The organism is Caulifigura coniformis (assembly GCF_007745175.1).
Taxonomy (GTDB): domain Bacteria; phylum Planctomycetota; class Planctomycetia; order Planctomycetales; family Planctomycetaceae; genus Caulifigura; species Caulifigura coniformis.
The window spans coordinates 5,274,733-5,291,763 of sequence record NZ_CP036271.1 but is presented as its reverse complement, the minus strand read 5'-3'; the positions used below and the strand labels follow the sequence as shown (position 1 = coordinate 5,291,763).

Annotated in this window: 14 protein-coding genes; 10 read left to right on the top strand and 4 right to left on the bottom strand. The window is 63.5% G+C overall.

The features are described 5' to 3' along the window. Positions 1-11 precede the first annotated feature (11 nt). From fliF to Pan44_RS21195, 10 genes are all read left to right on the top strand, one after another. The gene (fliF, locus tag Pan44_RS21240) at positions 12-1,538 is read left to right on the top strand and encodes a flagellar basal-body MS-ring/collar protein FliF (RefSeq protein WP_145033592.1); all 1,527 of its coding nucleotides are present in this window, start codon (positions 12-14) and stop codon (positions 1,536-1,538) included. 55 nt (positions 1,539-1,593) lie between these two features. Continuing rightward, positions 1,594-2,541, top strand: coding sequence for a FliG C-terminal domain-containing protein (locus Pan44_RS21235; RefSeq protein WP_145033589.1), 948 nt, complete (start codon positions 1,594-1,596; stop codon positions 2,539-2,541). After that, on the top strand, positions 2,541-3,176 hold the full coding sequence (locus Pan44_RS21230) for a FliH/SctL family protein (protein ID WP_145033586.1): 636 nt from the start codon (positions 2,541-2,543) through the stop codon (positions 3,174-3,176). Before Pan44_RS21235 ends, Pan44_RS21230 begins: the two co-directional genes overlap by 1 nt. Next, complete coding sequence (locus tag Pan44_RS21225; protein WP_145033584.1) at positions 3,097-4,422, top strand: FliI/YscN family ATPase; 1,326 nt, start codon at positions 3,097-3,099, stop codon at positions 4,420-4,422. Before Pan44_RS21230 ends, Pan44_RS21225 begins: the two co-directional genes overlap by 80 nt. A gap of 11 nt (positions 4,423-4,433) precedes the next feature. Further along, positions 4,434-4,919, top strand: coding sequence for a hypothetical protein (locus Pan44_RS21220; RefSeq protein WP_145033582.1), 486 nt, complete (start codon positions 4,434-4,436; stop codon positions 4,917-4,919). Next, on the top strand, positions 4,916-5,800 hold the full coding sequence (locus Pan44_RS21215) for a MotE family protein (RefSeq protein ID WP_145033580.1): 885 nt from the start codon (positions 4,916-4,918) through the stop codon (positions 5,798-5,800). The genes Pan44_RS21220 and Pan44_RS21215 overlap by 4 nt, the downstream gene beginning before the upstream one ends. A 30-nt stretch (positions 5,801-5,830) precedes the next feature. Continuing rightward, the gene (locus tag Pan44_RS21210; RefSeq protein WP_145033578.1) at positions 5,831-6,100 is read left to right on the top strand and encodes a flagellar biosynthetic protein FliQ; all 270 of its coding nucleotides are present in this window, start codon (positions 5,831-5,833) and stop codon (positions 6,098-6,100) included. Continuing rightward, complete coding sequence (locus Pan44_RS21205) at positions 6,097-6,840, top strand: flagellar biosynthetic protein FliR (RefSeq protein WP_145033574.1); 744 nt, start codon at positions 6,097-6,099, stop codon at positions 6,838-6,840. Before Pan44_RS21210 ends, Pan44_RS21205 begins: the two co-directional genes overlap by 4 nt. Before the next feature lie 18 nt (positions 6,841-6,858). Beyond that, entirely contained in the window at positions 6,859-7,923 is a 1,065-nt protein-coding gene (locus Pan44_RS21200; RefSeq protein ID WP_145033570.1) for an EscU/YscU/HrcU family type III secretion system export apparatus switch protein, read from the top strand. A gap of 202 nt (positions 7,924-8,125) precedes the next feature. Further along, complete coding sequence (locus tag Pan44_RS21195; protein ID WP_145033567.1) at positions 8,126-10,660, top strand: DUF2339 domain-containing protein; 2,535 nt, start codon at positions 8,126-8,128, stop codon at positions 10,658-10,660. Positions 10,661-10,738: 78 nt separating this feature from the next. Here Pan44_RS21195 and dnaK read toward each other — a convergent pair whose 3' ends face one another. The 4 genes from dnaK to Pan44_RS21175 all read right to left on the bottom strand — a co-directional run bounded on the left by dnaK (position 10,739) and on the right by Pan44_RS21175 (position 16,818). Continuing rightward, positions 10,739-12,652, bottom strand: coding sequence for a molecular chaperone DnaK (dnaK, locus tag Pan44_RS21190; RefSeq protein WP_145033563.1), 1,914 nt, complete (start codon positions 12,650-12,652; stop codon positions 10,739-10,741). A gap of 641 nt (positions 12,653-13,293) precedes the next feature. Then, entirely contained in the window at positions 13,294-15,333 is a 2,040-nt protein-coding gene (locus Pan44_RS21185) for an alpha/beta hydrolase family protein (RefSeq protein WP_145033559.1), read from the bottom strand. 122 nt (positions 15,334-15,455) lie between these two features. Continuing rightward, the gene (locus Pan44_RS27530) at positions 15,456-16,208 is read right to left on the bottom strand and encodes a hypothetical protein (RefSeq protein ID WP_197453535.1); all 753 of its coding nucleotides are present in this window, start codon (positions 16,206-16,208) and stop codon (positions 15,456-15,458) included. A gap of 211 nt (positions 16,209-16,419) precedes the next feature. After that, entirely contained in the window at positions 16,420-16,818 is a 399-nt protein-coding gene (locus Pan44_RS21175; protein ID WP_145033556.1) for a bifunctional nuclease family protein, read from the bottom strand. Positions 16,819-17,031: the final 213 nt, after the last annotated feature.

Sequence of the window (17,031 nt, the reverse complement as noted above, 5' to 3'; positions counted from 1 at the left end):
AGGATGCAGCAGTGAAGGCCTGGCTCGTACAGATTCAATCGATGTGGCGCGGGTGGACCATCCCCCAGAAGCTCAGCATTGCCGGAGCGGCGGTGCTGTGCGCGGTCGCCGTCGTCGGTGTCGGCGCCTGGTCGATGCAGTCGCAGTATGTCCCGGTCGCCGCGGATCTCAGCCCGGCGACCGCCGCCGAGATCGTCAGCGCCCTCGACGCCGCCGGAATCCAGAGCAAGCTGAACTTCTCCGGCTCGTCCGTCCTGGTCCCCAAGCAGGACCTGAGTCGCGCACGGCTCGCCTCTGGAAAGCTGCTCGACATCAACACCAGCGGGTCAGAGAACGTCGAGGGGAGCGTCTGGGGCGATCCGTCGCTGAACCATGTGCGCCTCCTCCGCCAGCAGGAGCAGCGTCTGGCCCGCTCGATCACCCAGTTCGAGTTCGTCCGGACCGCAACTGTCCATCTCAGCAAACCTGAGCCCAGCCCGTTCCTTCGAGACCGCCAGGCCCCCTCAGCCAGCGTCGTCGTCGAACTCAAAGGAACGAACTCCATCGGCCGCCAGGATGCAGCGGCCATCGTGTCTCTCGTCGCCCATGCCGTGGAAGGCCTGAACCCCGATCAGGTGACCGTGATGGATACGCAGGGCCACCTGCTCTCCACGCGCGAGCCGGTCGACGGAGACGTCGCGGCGCAGCTCGAATACCGCCGTAGACTGGAAGCCGATCTCGCGATCAAGGCCGAAACGCTGCTGGCCCAGATGCTCGGAACCGGAAGGGCCATCGTCCGCGTCACTGCCGATCTCGATTTCAACGAGCGCCAGACCGAACGGAAGACCTACGATCCGGACGGCAAAGTCAAAGTCAGCGAGAAAATCGAATCGGAGTCGCTGGGATCATCTGCCCCGCGCTCGACGCCACAATCCGGCCCGCCTGGAACCGGCTCCAACGTGACGCCCGCGGCCGCTTCCAGCGGCGGATCCGGCGGCGGAAAGTCGGAACGCAGCGAAACCACCTACGCGAATGCGGAGACTCTCGAAAAGAACCGGGAAGTCCCGGGCAGACTCGTTCGGCTCACCGTCGCTGCCGTCGTTCAACTGGCGGAACCGAACGTCGAAGGGCAGACAGCCGCCGGTCCCGCCGTTGACGCCAAGCAGGTGGAGCAGTTGATCCGCCAGGCTGTCGGATTCGACGATTCCCGAAACGACCAGATTTCGGTCGTCACGGCAACGCTGGCCGGTGCAGTTCCCGCGATTCCGGAAGTCGCCGGCGTTCCCTGGGACCGCTATGAGCAACTGGCCCGGTCGGCCTCGCTGGGGCTGGCCGCGATCGTTGCATTTCTCCTTGGACTGATGACGCTCAGGCGGCTTCGCCCGACGGTCACCGTTTCCGAGACCACGACTGGCGAATCGGGCGCCGACCAGCGTCTGGCAGCACTCTCGATGCGGGCCCGTGAGAATCCAGAAGCCGTGGCGCAGGCGCTGAATGCCTGGCTGGCGACGCGCAACTCGGAAACGCCGGCCACGATTCCGATGCGAAAAGCAGGCTGAACTCCGGCCCGCGATGACACCTTCCTGACCTGTTGAACTTGCGAAATCGAACGACATGAGCGCGGTGGCTGATAGCGAACTTGCGGAGATTCTCGCCCTGCTGGGTGCGGATGTCGCCCAACTCGTGCGCCCCCACCTTGCGGCCGATTTCGCGTCGTCGCTCGGTGGATTGAACGTGGCCGAGGTGAAGGCCATGTCTCCGCGCAAGCGCGAGCGGCTCCTTCTGGAATTCGAGCGATTCCTGCAGTTCGTCATGTCGCAGCCACTGGAAGCGGGCGACAAGGCGGCCCCTGATCGCATGCCCGGCCATTCGTCTTCAATGGCGGGGGAGGCTGCCGAGCTGCCGAGCGATCCGAAAGAGGCGCTGGCGGAAATCAGCCCCGACCGGTTCGCCATCGGAGTCAAAGGCGAGCATCCGCGCGTCATCGCGGTCGCGGTGGACTGTCTCCCGCCGGACCGCGTCGCCATTCTCCTCAGCGGACTTCCGGACGAACTCAAGAGCGAGGTCGTTCGCGAATTCGGCAAAGGGATCCGTGTCCGTAGCGACGTCCAGATGCGGGCCGTCGAGGCGCTGGTGCAGAAGATCGTCAACCTGCCGCCAGAACCTCCGCGTGACGACAACCACCTGAAACGGCTCGCGGAGGTCCTTCGCGCGGCTGAGAAATCACAACGGCGAGTCCTGCTCAAGGCGATTGAAGAGCAGGATCCCGACGCTGCCTCGCAACTCACCGACTACATGTACGTGTTCGAGGACATCCTCGGCATTGAAGACCGCGCCGTACAGCAGATTCTCGGCCAGGTCGACGTCGGTACGCTCGCAGCCGCCCTCTCTGGCGCTGAAGACGCGATTTCCGACAAGGTCTTCAGGAATCTTTCGCGACGGGCGTCCGACATGCTCAAGGAAGAACTGCAGTTCGCGGGACGCATTGCCGGATCGAAAATCGCCATGTCCCGAGCCGCGATCGTGAAGCTGATCGCCAAGACCGAACAGGAGGCGGAGTGATGTCGGTCATCATCCGCCCGGGCCAACTGCTGCGGCGTATCCAGGTTCGGGATCCACAGGGAAATCCCGTCCCGGTTCAGGCTCCTCCTCCTCCACCGCCGCCGCCGGCCCCTCCGCCCGTCGACACAAACCGGCTGCTGGTTGACGCGATGGCCTCCGTTCAGGAAGCCGTTCAAGACCTCGAAGAACGACGTCGGCAGAATCTTGCCGAACTGCAGGAAGCGGCAATCGAACTCGCGGTGGCGGCCGCATCACAGATTGTCGGGCAGGCGCTCGATCACGGAGTGTTCGGCGTCGACCAGGTAGTCGCGAGTCTTCTCGGACGAATGACCTCCGACGGGCCGGTGCAGATTGCGATGAACCCGCTGGACCTGAAGCTGTTGAAGGCGAAGCGTGCTGAAGGAATGGAAACGCCGGGGGGCGTGATCGAGTTTTTCGAGGACCCCGCTCTCAAGCGAGGGTGCTGTCGAGCGAATTCGGGATCACGAGCAGTGGTCTCGGATTGGCGAACACACCTCGCAGAGATTCGTGCCGGTCTACACGAGGAGCTGGAGCATGCTCAAACTGAACGTCGCGGCCCTGAAGCAGCGCATCAGCACATCAAGCGGTATCCGGACCGTCGGGAAACTGCATAGCGCCCGCGGCGTCCTGACAGCCCGCATCGATGCGTCCGTCGGCGAGCTCTGCCAGATTCACCGTCACCACGGCGAGCCCGTCCTCGCGGAAGTGATCGGATTTGAAGGTCCGCATGCGCAGCTGATGTGCTTCCATGAGCCGGAAGGCCTGGCCAACGGTCTCGAGATCGAAGCGCTGGGACGGTCCGTCCGCGTCCCCACCGGTCCGGCGCTGCTCGGCCGGGTTCTCGATGGACTGGCCGAGCCCATCGACGGCGGACCGCCGATTCGCGCTCCCCGGAAACGGGCCACACTTGCCCGTCCTCCGGCCGCCATGAAACGTCCGCCAGTCGCGGAAGTGTTCGGTACAGGCCAGCGCGTGATCGATGGTCTATTGACGTTCGGCAAGGGCCAGCGCGTCGGACTCTTCGCGGGCAGTGGCGTCGGCAAGAGCACGCTGCTCGGCGATATCGCGCGCTACGCCTCCTCCGATGTGAACATCATCGTGCTCGTCGGCGAGCGTGGCCGTGAAGTGCGTCCCTTCCTCGATGACTGCCTCAAGGAGCAAGGGCTTGCTCGCTCCGTCGTGTTCGTCGCGACCTCGGACGAAACGCCGCTGATGCGGCTTCGCGCGGTGACGAGCGCCCTCGCCGTTGCCGATGATTTCCGGGCCGCCGGGGCCAACGTCCTGTTCCTGCTCGACAGCCTTACACGTCTGGCGACGGCACAACGCGAAATCGGTCTCCAGCGGGGCGAGCCGCCCGGCGCGCGGGGCTATCCGCCGTCAGCCATGCAGCTCCTGGCATCCGTTCTCGAGCGACTCGGCAATTCCGACAAGGGGTCGATCACAGGCATCCTGACCGTGCTCGTCGATGGAGACGACCACAACGAGCCAGTCGCCGATGCCGCTCGGTCGATCCTCGACGGCCACGTCGTGCTGACTCGCAAGCTGGCGCAGCGGGGGCATTTCCCCGCCGTCGACGTGCTGAAAAGTGTCAGCCGCGTCTTCAACGATGTCTGCTCGCCCGGGCAGATCGAAGCGGCGATGAAGGTCCGCGCGCTGCTCTCCGCCTACGAGGAGGCCTACGACCTGATTCAGATCGGTGCCTACACCACAGGGGCCAATCCGCAGGTCGATCGGGCGCTGCAGTTGCTCCCGGCCGTCAACACGTACCTCTGCCAGCGGTGTAACGCGCCGACGGCCGTCGAAGATGCCCGGAATGCCCTCCTGCAGCTCGGGCAGGCGTGGCAGTTCGGTGTCGGTTAACAGGGGCAGCGATGGCATCCGAGAAGACGAAACGATTTGCCCGCCTGCTGCGGACCCAACAGCAACTCGAACGCGGCGTCGAATGGCGCTACGCCGAAGCGAAAGCCAACCGGCTGCTCGCCGAACGTGATCGGGATGTCGCGGCCGCGGGAATCCAGGATTCCCTGCGCCGCCGGTCCGAGACCGTTTCGTCGTCGTTCACCGGGGCATTCGTTCTGAGTGCTTACGCGGACGAGGCCGCTGCCGAACTCCGGCTCGTCGAAAAACAGGCAAAAATTGCCGAGTGCCTGAGGGTCGAAGCCGAGATCGAGTCGGTTTTGAAGGCCATGCGCGTCAAGACAAAGCAATGGGAGAAGCTGCACGAGAATGCGGCGCTGGTGGATGAGGAAGAGGACTTGCAGGCGCTTCAGCGTTCGTGGGATGAACACGGGATTCGGAGCCACGTCAGTGAGGCGGCTGCCTCCGTCAAGGGCCCGGGCCCGGAGAGCGAGACATGAAGAACATCCTGATGATGGGCCTCGTGGCCGGAGTTGTCTTCGGAGCCTCCGCGGGCGGTTCGTGGTTCCTGCAGCAGAAAAAACACGCTGCGGGCGACAAGACCGCCGCGAAGGATGACCACTCCAGCGGCCACGACGCCGCCCCCGCTGCGGAGAGCGAGCACCACGCTGCGCCGGCAGCGGAAGGACATGGCGCCCACGGCCAGCCGCCGGCCGTTGCGGCCGCGCCCCCATCGGCCTCCGACACGCACGCAGGCCCGCCGCCGAAGTCGGCTGCGGAAGCCCTCAGGCCTCTGGACCACGCCCTTCCAGGAAGCATCCGGCCCAGGCCGGTCAGCGTGGAAGAGCTGCTTCGCTACAGCCTTGGCCTCAAGTCCCGCGAGGCGGCGATCAACGGAAAAGAAAAGGACCTCGAGCGACGCCAGGCGCAGGTCAACATCGCCCTGACAGATATCCAGGGTGAGCAGCACGAACTGGATGGCCTCAGGCGGCAGGTCAAAGACCAGATTGCCGCCGTCGACAACCTCCTCGCGAAGCTCGCGGAGGAGCGCCAGGCCTTCCTGTCCGAGAAAGCGAAGGCCGAAGAGGAACTCAAGAAGTACGACACCGTCAAGAAAGATGATGACGTCGCCCAGCGCGACAACGTCAAACGGATGTCGGCCTGGTTCCAGGGGATGGAACCCGAAAAGGCAGCCGACATCCTGAGAGGCCTCGCCAACGAAGGCAAGATGGAACTCGCCGTGCAGCTCCTCGCGAACTTTGAAGAGCGCGAGGCCAGTAAGGTGCTGGCGGCCATCGACGACACGACGTTGACCGTCGAACTCGCCGAGGCGTTCCGGACGTTCAAACGGGCCCCCAGGAAAGATGAAGGCAGGCGCTAGTTTGAGTGGCTGGCGGACAGGAGGCCTGAGATGAGCGCAACAGATGTGATGGCGATTGCCCGCGACCTGCTGATGACGGCCATGCTGCTGTCACTGCCGGCCGTCGGCGCCAGTCTGCTCGTCGGCCTGCTGGTCAGCATCCTCCAGACGATCACCAGCATCCAGGAACAGACGCTCTCCTTCGCGCCGCGTCTCGTCGCAGTGGGGGTGATCGTGTTGATCTCGCTCCCGTGGTCGCTACAGGTGGCACAGGGATTCACCTTGAGAATGATCGACCGCTTTGCCGAGGCGGCTCGATGAATGATGTCTGGAACGGCGTTCTGATCCTGATGAGGACGGCGTCGTTTATCGCCGCTTTTCCTCCCTGGGCAGGCCGATCGCTTCCGCAGACCGTCAAGGTGGGCCTGGCCATCGCCCTGACGGTCTTCTGGACGCTCCAGCCCGGCGAAGGCCCCCTCCCTGCGGCGCCCGAGATGCTCGCCGGCATCGCGATCGTCTGCGTTCGCGAAGTGATGCTGGGCGTCGTCATGGCGCAGGTGATCGGATTGGTGCTGATCCCCCCCAGGATCGCGGGGTCCTATGTGGCCCAGGAAATGGGACTGACGTTCGCCGCGCTCACCTCACCGATGGACCAGCATCCCAGCGACCCGATTGCGCAGATCTTCGATGCCATCGCCCTCTGCCTGTTCTTCGTGCTGGACGCACATCACTTCGTGTTCCGTATCCTCGACGTCAGCTGGCGGACCACGCCCGTCGGTTCCGGCTGGCCCACGCCGATGTGGGCCCGCTGCGCCATGGCTTCGGCCGGAGCCGTCGAAGTCGGCCTGATGATCGCCGCTTCCGTCGCCGTGCTGCTGCTGATCGTGACAGTCTGGATGGCGCTGGCGACTAGAATGGCGCCGCAGATGCACCTCTTCGCCTGGGGATCGGCCATTCGAATCATCGTTGGCCTCGGGGCCCTGATCGCCTACCTCCCGGACCTGTTACTGGCCTGCGCACGATCACTGCTCAGCCGACAGGCCGAGTTTCTCGTGCGCTAGCCCTGCTGAGTTCAAGTCATGGCCGGCGACTCCGGACAGAACCGCACAGAGAAGCCGACACCCAGGCGGAGAGAACGCGCACGCGCCGATGGTGATGTCGCCTACAGCTCCGACCTGACGGCCGCCGCGGGCCTCGCCTCCGTCGCCACCCTCGTACAGATGGGGGGAGAAAGCTGGTCCGAAGCGCTCGGCCGGGGGATCGAAAGCTCGCTCGCCTCCATCACCACGAAGGAGTGGACCTTCACCCACACCTGCACCGTGGCCCAGTGGGTCGCGATGCAATTGATGATCGCGGCTGGCATCGTCTCCATCGCAGTGATCTCGCTGACCGTCATGGCCGGCATGATGCAGACCGGCGTCCGCGTCACGATGGTCTCCCTGCATCTGAAGTGGGATCGGCTGTTTTCTGCGCAGGGACTGACGAAGCTGTGGTCGCTCGACAGCCTCACCAAGACCCTCACCGTGCTGGTCAAGCTCAGCGTCATCACGCTCGTCTCCGCCATTGCCGCGTCCCAGCAACTCGTCGCGCTCCATGCGCTCGGCGGTTCGACGCTACACCAGGTGACCGGTCTGGGCGCGGGCGTGGTCGTCCGCGTGCTCTGGTCGGCGACCGGAGCGGCCCTGGCCATCGGCCTGGCCGACTACGCCTGGCATCTCTGGCGACGTGAACAGCGGCTGAAGATGACCAAGCAGGAAATGAAACAGGAAATGAAAGAAGAGGGGGGCGACCCGCATCTCAAGGCCCGCATGCGCAGGATGCAGCGGGAGATGGCGAAACGCAAAGGCCTGAAAGACGTCCCCGGGGCCACCGTCATCCTGACGAACCCGACGCACTACGCCGTTGCTCTCAAGTACGACAAGAACTCTGCCGCAGCGCCGATCGTCGTCGCCAAGGGATCTGATGCGCTCGCGAAACAGATCGTCCGTATCGCGAAGAAGCACGGAGTGCCCGTGCTTGAGCGCAAGCCCCTTACCCGCGCGCTCTACAAGTACGTCGACATCGGCAAGGAGATCCCCAGCGAGTTCTACCAGATGGTCGCCGAGATCCTGGCCTACCTCTACCGCCAGAAGAAGGCCGGCTAACCGTTGCGTCCTCTCCGATAACCGCGAGGCTTTCTCAGAATCGCTGCCCGAATGGAGAGGCGTCCCGAACGCAAAGCCGTTCCGGTTTTCTTCAAAATGGCCAATCAATCGCTTTGTCCGTGAGTTCTCGGCCGTTTGCACGCCCGTGGGGTGAACGGGCCGGCATTCCATTTGGAAATCGGCGGCCTGTGGGAGACCCCACATGGTCCTGTTGCCTTTGCTCGTTCTTGGAATCATCGGACTCGTGCAGGTCTTCCAGATCCGCAATGAGCTCTCGTCGGAGATTCCGCGACTCTTCGCTGAACTCGCCCGGCTGCGGCAGGCCATCGATCGCACAGGATCCCTCGGGACGGCGATGCCCCCTGCTCCGTCATCCGTCCTGCCGCCAGCGCCGGTTGCCGTCACTCCGCCCCCCAGCAAACCCGACGATGGCTGGCGACCGCCTGCTGCCAGATCCACCCCGGAATCCCATTCCGCGGAGAGGCTCTTTGAGGCATCGAATTCCCGGCAGACGGATCACACCAATCGTCCCGCGCGCCTGCAACGCCCCATGTCCGACCTCGATCCGGTTGAGCGTCGCCCCCGGGATCAGCCTGAACCCGCGGCCTTCGAGAAAGCGGCCGCCGAGGTCCTCCGTAGAATCTGGAACTGGATCATCGTCGGCGAAGAACATGTGCCGGCCGGTGTCTCGATGGAGTATGCCGTCGCCAGCCAATGGCTGCTCCGGCTGGGCATCGTGATCCTCGTCTGCGGGATCGGGTTCTTCCTTCGATACTCGATCCAGCATGGCTGGATCGACGAAACCGCCCGCGTACTGATGTCGGCCGGCGCGGGGATTGGGATGCTGGTCGCCGGTGTCCGGATCCTGGGCGGCAAGTATCGCGTTTTCGGGCAGGGCCTGATGGGCGGCGGGCTGGTCACGCTCTATTTCGCGGTGTACGCCGCGGCCAATTTCTATCACCTCATCCAGCTCCCGGCAGCATTCGCCTTGATGAGCGCCGTCACTGTTCTCGCGGGCATCGTGTCAGTCCGCTACGACTCCATCCTGACGGCGATGCTCGGAATGGTCGGCGGGTACGCCACGCCCCTCATGCTCTCGACCGGAGAAGTGAACTTCCCCGGCCTGTTCGGTTACCTCCTCGTTCTCGGAATCGGCATCCTGGCCGTCTGCGTGTGGAAGAACTGGCCTCTCGTGAACGGCCTGAGCTTTCTCGCAACGTGGTCGCTCTTCTTTGCAGCCATGGCCGACTACACCCCGGCCGATTTCTGGAAGGTGATGCCGTTTGCCACCGGCTTCTTCCTGCTCTTCTCGACGATGACGTGGCTTTACACCGCCGTGCGTGAGAAGCGTTCGAACCTGCTCGACATCCTGTTCGTCCTCATCAATGCAGCGATTTTTGGATCCGTCGCCGATCAGCTCATCAGCACAGGCTACTCCCGCAAATGGGTCGCCGTGGCGACGATCCCGCTGGCCCTGCACTATGCCCTGCTCGCGTTCGCATTCGTCCGGCGCAAGCTGATCGACCGCCCCCTCGTCGTCACCTTCCAGGGACTCGCGTCCTTCTTCGCTTTCCTCACCGTTCCCCTGCTGGTTTCCGATTCCATGCTCACCGTCAGCTGGGCAGGCATGGGGCTCGCCATGCTGTGGATCGGCCGGCAGACCGGCAGCGGCGCCATGCACACGCTCAGCGCGCTGGTCTACCTCATTGTGTTCCTCCGGCTCGGGTTGATCGACCTGCCACGCGAGTTCCCGCGCACGCCAATCCCCGTGGACACCACGCTCGTGGAGTATCTGAGACAGCTTGGCGGTCGCCTGATGGTCTTCGGCATGCCGGTCCTCTCGCTACTGGGCGCCCGCTGGCTGGTGAGTCGGCCTCTCCCCGATCCTTCCCCCGTCGATCCCCGCAACGACGTGGCCCTCGACCTTGATGACACGACGATCGTCCGCATTGCCAGCTGGGCTGCGGCAACCATCGGGTTCCTGTTCCTGAATTTCGAAGCCTTTCGGTCGTTGGGCCACTTCTACATGCCGCTGCAGCTTCCCTCGCTCACGTGGCTGTGGCTCGGGCTTTCATTCGTCGTCCTCCGCGCGGCCGTTGTCCGCAAGAACGAAATCGTGCTTTCGCTGGCGATTCTCTGCATGGCCTTCATCGTAGGCAAACTGGTGCTCGTCGACATTCCCAGCTGGGATCTGGCCGCGGGATTCGTCTACGGCGGCGAGTACCTGGCGCGCGACGGCGTCATCCGCCTCTTCGACTTCGGCTCGCTCATCGCCATGCTTCTCGTCGGCCGCAAACTGCTGATTCCCGAACCGGAGATGAGAGAGTCAGGCAGCCTGTTCGGCGCGGCGGCCGTCGTCCTGTCCTTTATGTACCTCACCCTCGAAGCCAATACGCTGTTCATTAACTTTCTCCCGCAGATGCGGCTCGGCGGCATCTCGATCCTCTGGTCGCTGTTCGCGCTGGGACTGCTGCTGCGGGGAATCATCTACCGCGAGAAGGCCATCCGGGTGACAGCCCTCCTCCTGTTCACCACGGTGGCGTTCAAGGTGTTCCTGGTCGATCTCGCCCGCCTCGAAGCGCTCTACCGGATTGCGGCGTTCATCATTCTCGGAATCCTGATTCTCTGCGGTTCGCTGCTCTACCTGAAGTTCCGGGAGACGTTCAGCTTCCACTCGAACGAGCAGGACGAGGAAGACAAACCCGCTTCCGACAGCTGGGCCGATGCCCTCGGATAAACCTCCTCCACAACGAAACAGGGCCCCGGAACGATCGTTCCGGGGCCCTGGTGAGTCGCGTCTGATGGAAGGAGTCGACTACTCCTTCTTCTCAAACTCCGCATCAATCACGTTCTCGTCTCCGCCCGCAGGCTGGCCGTTTCCGGCTGCATCGCCGGGAGCGGCGCCGCCGCCTGCCTGAGCCGATTCATACATGTGCTTCGACAGGGCGTGCGTCGCCTGTTCGAGGTTCTCCGCCGCCGAGTTGATCGCGGCGACGTCATCCCCCTTCAAGGCTTCGTTCACCTTCGCCGAAGCGCTCTCGACCGCCGACTTGGATCCCGCGTCCAACTTGTCCGCGTGCTCCTTCATCAGCTTCTCGGTCTGGTAGACGAGGTGTTCCGCCTTGTTGCGGGCCTCGGCCAGTTCACGCTTCTTCTTGTCCTCGGCCGCATGCGAATCGGCATCCCGCTTCATCTTCTCGATCTCGTCTTTCGAGAGACCGGACGACTGCTGGATCTTCACCTGATGCTGCTTGCCCGAGGCCTTGTCCTTCGCCGAGACCGACAGGATGCCGTTCACGTCGATGTCGAAGGTCACTTCGACCTGCGGCATGCCCCGCGGCGCGGGAGGAATGCCTTCCAGGTTGAACTGGTCAAGCAGCCGGTTGTCGTTCGCCATCGGGCGTTCACCCTGGAACACCCGCACGGTCACGGCCGTCTGGTTGTCCGAGGCGGTCGAGAACGTCTGCGACTTGGTCACCGGGATCGTGGTATTCCGATCGACGAGATTGGTCATCACGCCGCCTTCGGTTTCGATGCCGAGGGAGAGCGGAGTCACGTCGAGCAGGACCACATCCTTCACGTCGCCGGTCAGCACGGCGCCCTGGATGGCGGCGCCGATCGACACGACTTCATCGGGGTTCACGCCTTTGTGAGGCTCTTTCCCGTTGAAGATCTTCTTCACGAATTCGACGACCATCGGCACGCGGGTCGAACCACCCACGAGGACCACTTCGTCAATCTGCTCGGGCTTCAGCTTCGCATCGGCCAGGGCCTGCACGACCGGCTTGCGGCAGCGCTCGACCAGCTTGTCGATCAGGCGCTCAAACTGAGCACGGCTGATCGACATCTGCAGGTGCTTCGCTCCCGAGGCATCGGCCGTGATGAACGGCAGGTTGATGTCGGTGTTCTGCGAGCTCGACAGTTCCTTCTTCGCCTTTTCCGCGGCTTCGCGAAGACGCTGGAGCGCCATCGGATCCTTCCGCAGGTCGACGCCTTCCTTCTTCTTGAAGTCGTCGGCGATGAAGTTGATCAGCTCTTCGTCAAAGTCGTCTCCGCCCAGATGGGTGTCGCCGTTCGTCGAGAGCACTTCGACCGAGCCTTCCTCGACTTCCAGCACCGACACGTCGAACGTGCCGCCGCCGAGGTCGAAGACGCAGATCTTCTCTTCCTTCTTCTTCTCGAGGCCATAGGCCAGCGCGGCGGCCGTCGGCTCGTTGATGATTCGCATCACCTCGAGACCCGAGATCTGCCCGGCGTCTTTCGTGGCCTGACGCTGAGCGTCGTTGAAGTAGGCCGGGACGGTGATCACCGCCTTGTTGACCTTGTGGCCGAGGTAGTTCTCCGCCGCTTCCTTCAGCTTCTGAAGGATCTTGGCCGAGATTTCGGGAGGCGTGTACTGCTTCCCGTTGACCTCAACCTTCACGTACTCGTCGCGTCCGCCGACAACCTTGTACGGAACGATCTTCTCTTCCGACTCGACTTCATTGTGTCGACGCCCCATGAACCGCTTGATCGAGTAGATCGTGTTCTTGGGATTGGTGACGGCCTGGCGCTTGGCCGGGTCGCCGACGAGAACGTCCCCTTTGTCGGTGTAGGCGACCACCGAAGGAGTAATCCGATTCCCTTCCTGGTTGGGAATCACCTTCACTTCGCCCGACTCCATGACACTGACGACGGAGTTCGTGGTGCCCAGATCGATGCCAATAATCTTTTCGCCGGAGACGGCCATGTTTTCAAACTCCCTGACTCACCGCGCGTGAACGCCCGCGGCACTATGGCGTATGGAGACGCTGCCTCGGCTGTTCCGATTCGCAAAGGATGTGCCGTTCGAACGGCGCCAATCGCGATTTTAAGAACTGCAGTAACTCTCGTATTTCCCGAGAGTTAAGCGTTTGAATTCAGCTCCACAGGGAACCCGCCTTGCCATTCTGGCAGCAACCCCGAGGGCGATGCCTTGGCAGGAGGGTGCCTTTTTGACTGCCTCGCGACCTTCACTTAAGGGCACGTGAACATTCGATGTCGCGGAGGCCGGCCCCCTGGGAGAGACCTGTGACGACCTGTGACAGCGAACAACCGTCTGAAACATTGGAGTTCTGGACCTGTGACACGTGTGACATGTGTGACGAGCAGTGGAGTGTTTTTTCACCCCCTCTCGCGGGGCTGATTACCCCCTGTTTGCGTTGCCAAAGAACGAACTCTCCACCCTGACGGGAGGGGTTGCGCATCGGGACGAGTCTTCGCCTGCCTGTAGGGGCATTGGGCCTTAACCTTCCTTTGGGAAGGTGGTTGCGTCGCGTGCCGAAGCGAGATCCTGACAGCGAGCCGGGAAGTCTTCGCCCGTGCGGAGGGGAGGTTGAACGTCCGGGCGGCCTAGCGGCGGCGGGTGGGTGTGAAGGGCGTGACGAACAACTGCCCCCGGACGAGGGCCAACATCGCCTCGGACTCCGCGGCACTCCCCTTCACGACCTTCAGCGACACCCGCTTGTTCCGCACGTCGATGTCGAGCGAATCCGGCAGGTAGCCCTCCAGCGCCAGAAGCGCGTCCTCAGTGGGCTGTTTCACCGTCGAAACGCCTCCCTGCGGGACGCGGACGAGGTTATAGCGCAAGGTCTCCACGTCGTCCTTGCCGATCGCGGCTTCCGCCATTGGCAATCTCACATGCGACCACGGCAGCTCCGCATCAAAGGCTGCTGGCAGGCTGAGGAAGTGCACCTTCACCCGTTCCCCCGGCAGGACTTCCATGACTTCAGCCCCCATCCATTTCGCCCCTCGCGGCGCCAGCACCCGTTTTCCAACCTCGAGCGACGACTCCGCCTCCACCATCGTCGTCTGCGGCGGTTCCGTCGTCGGCGCAGGCGGAACGATGCTCGCTGGCTCAGGTGTCGCTGTCACCGGCCGGAAGGGTGAGCTGGCCGGGGACGCCGGCTCGGACATGCCGCGAGCTGGCCGGAAGGGAGAGGTCATCGCCACATCCGCAGGAGCCGGGGACGGAGAGAATCCGCCGGATGGCGTCGCTGGAGCATCAGCGGCCACACTGCGAACCGATCCGCCACGCGAGGCGACCCACTCAATGCCATTCTTCAGGCCGGGCGAGATCATCGTCTGGTAGTGATCGTCGCCGGGAACCTCCACGAACTTCACAATCCCGCCGGACTGCTGCAGCTGACCACAGAACTGCCGCGTCTTCGCACAACTCGTCACATCATCGCGGGTCGCATGAAAAGCGAAGACCGGAACTTTGATCTGGGAGATGTGGGAATCGGGCGAGCTGCGTTTCACAAACGCCCGGATGCCCGGCAGCGCCGTATCGGCCCGCGGATCGGAAAGCGCCTCGCGCAGATGTCCCTCCACATCCACCTGCGGAGCGTAGGCGATGCATCCCGCAAGTTCAGGCTGATGCGCGGCGTACAACAGCGCCAGTGTGCCTGCAGAACTGTGCCCTGCGATGTAGATCTGCTTCGGATTGACCGACGGGAGAGTCTTTGCGAACCGGAACGCCGCATCGGCGTTCTTCACTCCCGCGTTCGCCGCAGAAAACTGCAGGTACGCCCTCGCGGCCGCGGCGTCGGAGGGATTGTCGCGGTCGTACCATCCGTCAAGCGAGAACTCGACCACCGCGAAACCCGCGCGCACATATGGAGCAAACTCTGGGTTCTCCGGGTTTCCATCAAGCGGATTGCCATGGATCAACGGCGTCCCCGCCGGCGCAAACAGAATGCACGGCAGCGAGCCAGGCTCGTGTTCCCCCGGCGGGAGATAGACGCCCAGCGTCATCAGCGTGCCGGGCGAAGCTCCCGGAGTCGGAACCGACTGGAGGTGGGCCTTCGCATGCGACGTCGGAATTTCCCGGAACGTCGCGGGACTGAACGTCGGCGGCTGAATGGGTGAATCGGTCAGCGAGTAGAGTGCGGACGCATCCGCCGTCTGCGCGGGAGCTCCGAACGTCGTCGCGGAGGCGTCGAACATCGATGCGTTCGTCGTCGGAGACTGTTGTTCCGCCGGCTGCGCCCCTCCGCTGAACTGCGGAGCGCCATTCTGCGCCTGTCGCTCCTGGTACGCCTTCCAGTGCTTCGACATCCGGCCGGCAAACCGCAGGCCGAACAGTCCGATGACGAACACGGCGACAAGGACCGATTTTACCTTTCCCGAAGTCCCGTCCGAGTCAGTTTTCTTGACCGGCTTCTTTTTCCTGGCCGCCGCCGGTTTGGGTTGGCTCCGCCGCGGCGCTGGTACTTCGTCCTCGTCGCTGGAAAGAGCCTGGCCGCTCGAAAGCAGTTCCTCCTCCTCCTCCCCCGCGGCCGGAATGCGGACCTTGGCGCCGCACGTCTTGCACCTGGCGATTTTGCCGGCGTGCTGAGAACCGACACTCAGGGTCGTAAAGCACTCATCACAAGTGGCTTTGATCGGCATGGCTCGCCCGAAACGTCCGAGACTGGAGAAGACGTGATCCGCAACTTCACCGACAGCACCGCAGACAAACGACCGCCCGTGTTCACTCTCAACAGTCCTACAAAACTCCCATCGGTCCCCGATCAAGGAGTTCCTTTCTTGGCCGCATCCCGCAACCAGCCTTCCGGATCCTCATTGAACGCCGCCTGGCAACCCGTGCAGCAGACCCAGTACGTCTTCCCCTTGTAGCTCACCGAGATCGTTCCCAAGCCGCCGGAAATAATACACTTCCGTTCCCCGAAATCGGTATCGCTTTTCGCGACCGAGGTCCCTTCCCGCTGGTGGCCGATCGTGTCGATCCGCTGCGGCCCCGTCGGCCGGATCCGCGACAGCTCCACGAGGTAGCGGTCGTTATTCTGCTGGGCGATCGCCAGCTGCCAGCGGTCTTTACCGTCGCCGCTCTCCTCGAACTGCAGCTTGAACTTGCTTTGGACGGTCGTGCCCCCCTCCTGGAACTGCTCGACGGGCTCCGTCAGCCGTCCCTCCATGCGACGCTCGCGCCCCTCGGCATCGGTGGCCACGAGATGAAACTTGTCCGGTTCGCCGCCGCCGGTCAGCCGCAGCTGGCGGTAATAGACTCCCGTCGGCGAGGACATTACCAGCGCCGGGTGAGCCCGGTCGGTCCGCAGGTCCCAGATCCATTCGGGCACCTCGATCCCCTTGAAGTCGGAGACTTCTTTGCGGGTGATGCCGCGCCATTTCCCCAGCAGCGGCTGGAGAGGCTGCAGGGCGGCAATGGCCGCCTGACGAGATTCGGAAGAGGCGTCGACGGCGCCGGGCCCCGATTTCCCACCTTCCGACGGCGTTTTTGTTCCCCCGAGGGAAATGACGGGCAAAGGTGCAAGCTCAGCCGCGGCCGGAGACGACACCGCCGCCGGGGTCGCTGGGACCGGCACGGGAGCGGGGCTTGAAACAGCAGCCGGCTGCGCCGATTCCCTGCCACAGCCGCAGAGTCCGGCAGCCACAACGGCCAGCACCGATGAGACAATCGCGTATCGTGTCATTGTGGGGCCCGTGACGTCCGCGGCGCCTGAGTGGCGACGCCGATCATTCCAATTCGCCGAGCACGTCTTCATGGACGTAAATCTCGGCGTGCGGTTCGTAGTGGACGGCCAGCGCGAGAGCGTCGCTCGGTCGGCAGTCGACTTCGACCAGCTCGCCGTCTTTGCGGATGCGGATCACCGCGTAGTAGATGTGTTCCTGCAGGCTGGTGATGACGACGTCCTGCAGATCGCCGCCGAGAGCCGTGATCGTGCTCTTGAGAAGGTCATGAGTCAGGGGACGCGGGGGAACGTTTCCCTGGATCCGGCGATCGATGCTCGTGGCTTCGAACATTCCAATGACGATCGGGAACGATCGGGGACCATCGACTTCCTTGAGAAACACGATCTGCTGATCGTTGATCTCGCTGATGATGATCCGGGCCAACTCCATCTGGACGAGCATAAGGCACTCCTGCGCCCGGGCCGAGTGGCCGTGGACGCGTACTCCCTGACTGAGTTTTAATGACCGGGATGCAAACCGCCGTAGGACGCGATCGCGTCCCGATGATCGGACGGTTCGTTGATGCAATCATAGTGAAGGCGCGGGCCAAGCGCCGGCAAGTGTGAGCAGGGCCGGCTTGGCATCCCATCACCGACAGGGGTATGGTGCCACTCG

Excerpts from the sequence above, each read along its gene's own strand:
- Pan44_RS21200 (WP_145033570.1), top strand. The coding sequence starts at position 6,859 with ATGGCCGGCGACTCCGGACAGAACCGCACAGAGAAGCCGACACCCAGG.
- Pan44_RS21225 (WP_145033584.1), top strand. The coding sequence starts at position 3,097 with ATGCTCAAACTGAACGTCGCGGCCCTGAAGCAGCGCATCAGCACATCA.
- Pan44_RS21210 (WP_145033578.1), top strand. The coding sequence starts at position 5,831 with ATGAGCGCAACAGATGTGATGGCGATTGCCCGCGACCTGCTGATGACG.
- Pan44_RS21175 (WP_145033556.1), bottom strand. The coding sequence starts at position 16,818 with ATGCTCGTCCAGATGGAGTTGGCCCGGATCATCATCAGCGAGATCAAC.
- Pan44_RS21220 (WP_145033582.1), top strand. The coding sequence starts at position 4,434 with ATGGCATCCGAGAAGACGAAACGATTTGCCCGCCTGCTGCGGACCCAA.
- Pan44_RS21215 (WP_145033580.1), top strand. The coding sequence starts at position 4,916 with ATGAAGAACATCCTGATGATGGGCCTCGTGGCCGGAGTTGTCTTCGGA.
- Pan44_RS21235 (WP_145033589.1), top strand. The coding sequence starts at position 1,594 with ATGAGCGCGGTGGCTGATAGCGAACTTGCGGAGATTCTCGCCCTGCTG.
- dnaK (WP_145033563.1), bottom strand. The coding sequence starts at position 12,652 with ATGGCCGTCTCCGGCGAAAAGATTATTGGCATCGATCTGGGCACCACG.
- Pan44_RS21205 (WP_145033574.1), top strand. The coding sequence starts at position 6,097 with ATGAATGATGTCTGGAACGGCGTTCTGATCCTGATGAGGACGGCGTCG.
- Pan44_RS21185 (WP_145033559.1), bottom strand. The coding sequence starts at position 15,333 with ATGCCGATCAAAGCCACTTGTGATGAGTGCTTTACGACCCTGAGTGTC.
- Pan44_RS21230 (WP_145033586.1), top strand. The coding sequence starts at position 2,541 with ATGTCGGTCATCATCCGCCCGGGCCAACTGCTGCGGCGTATCCAGGTT.
- Pan44_RS21195 (WP_145033567.1), top strand. The coding sequence starts at position 8,126 with ATGGTCCTGTTGCCTTTGCTCGTTCTTGGAATCATCGGACTCGTGCAG.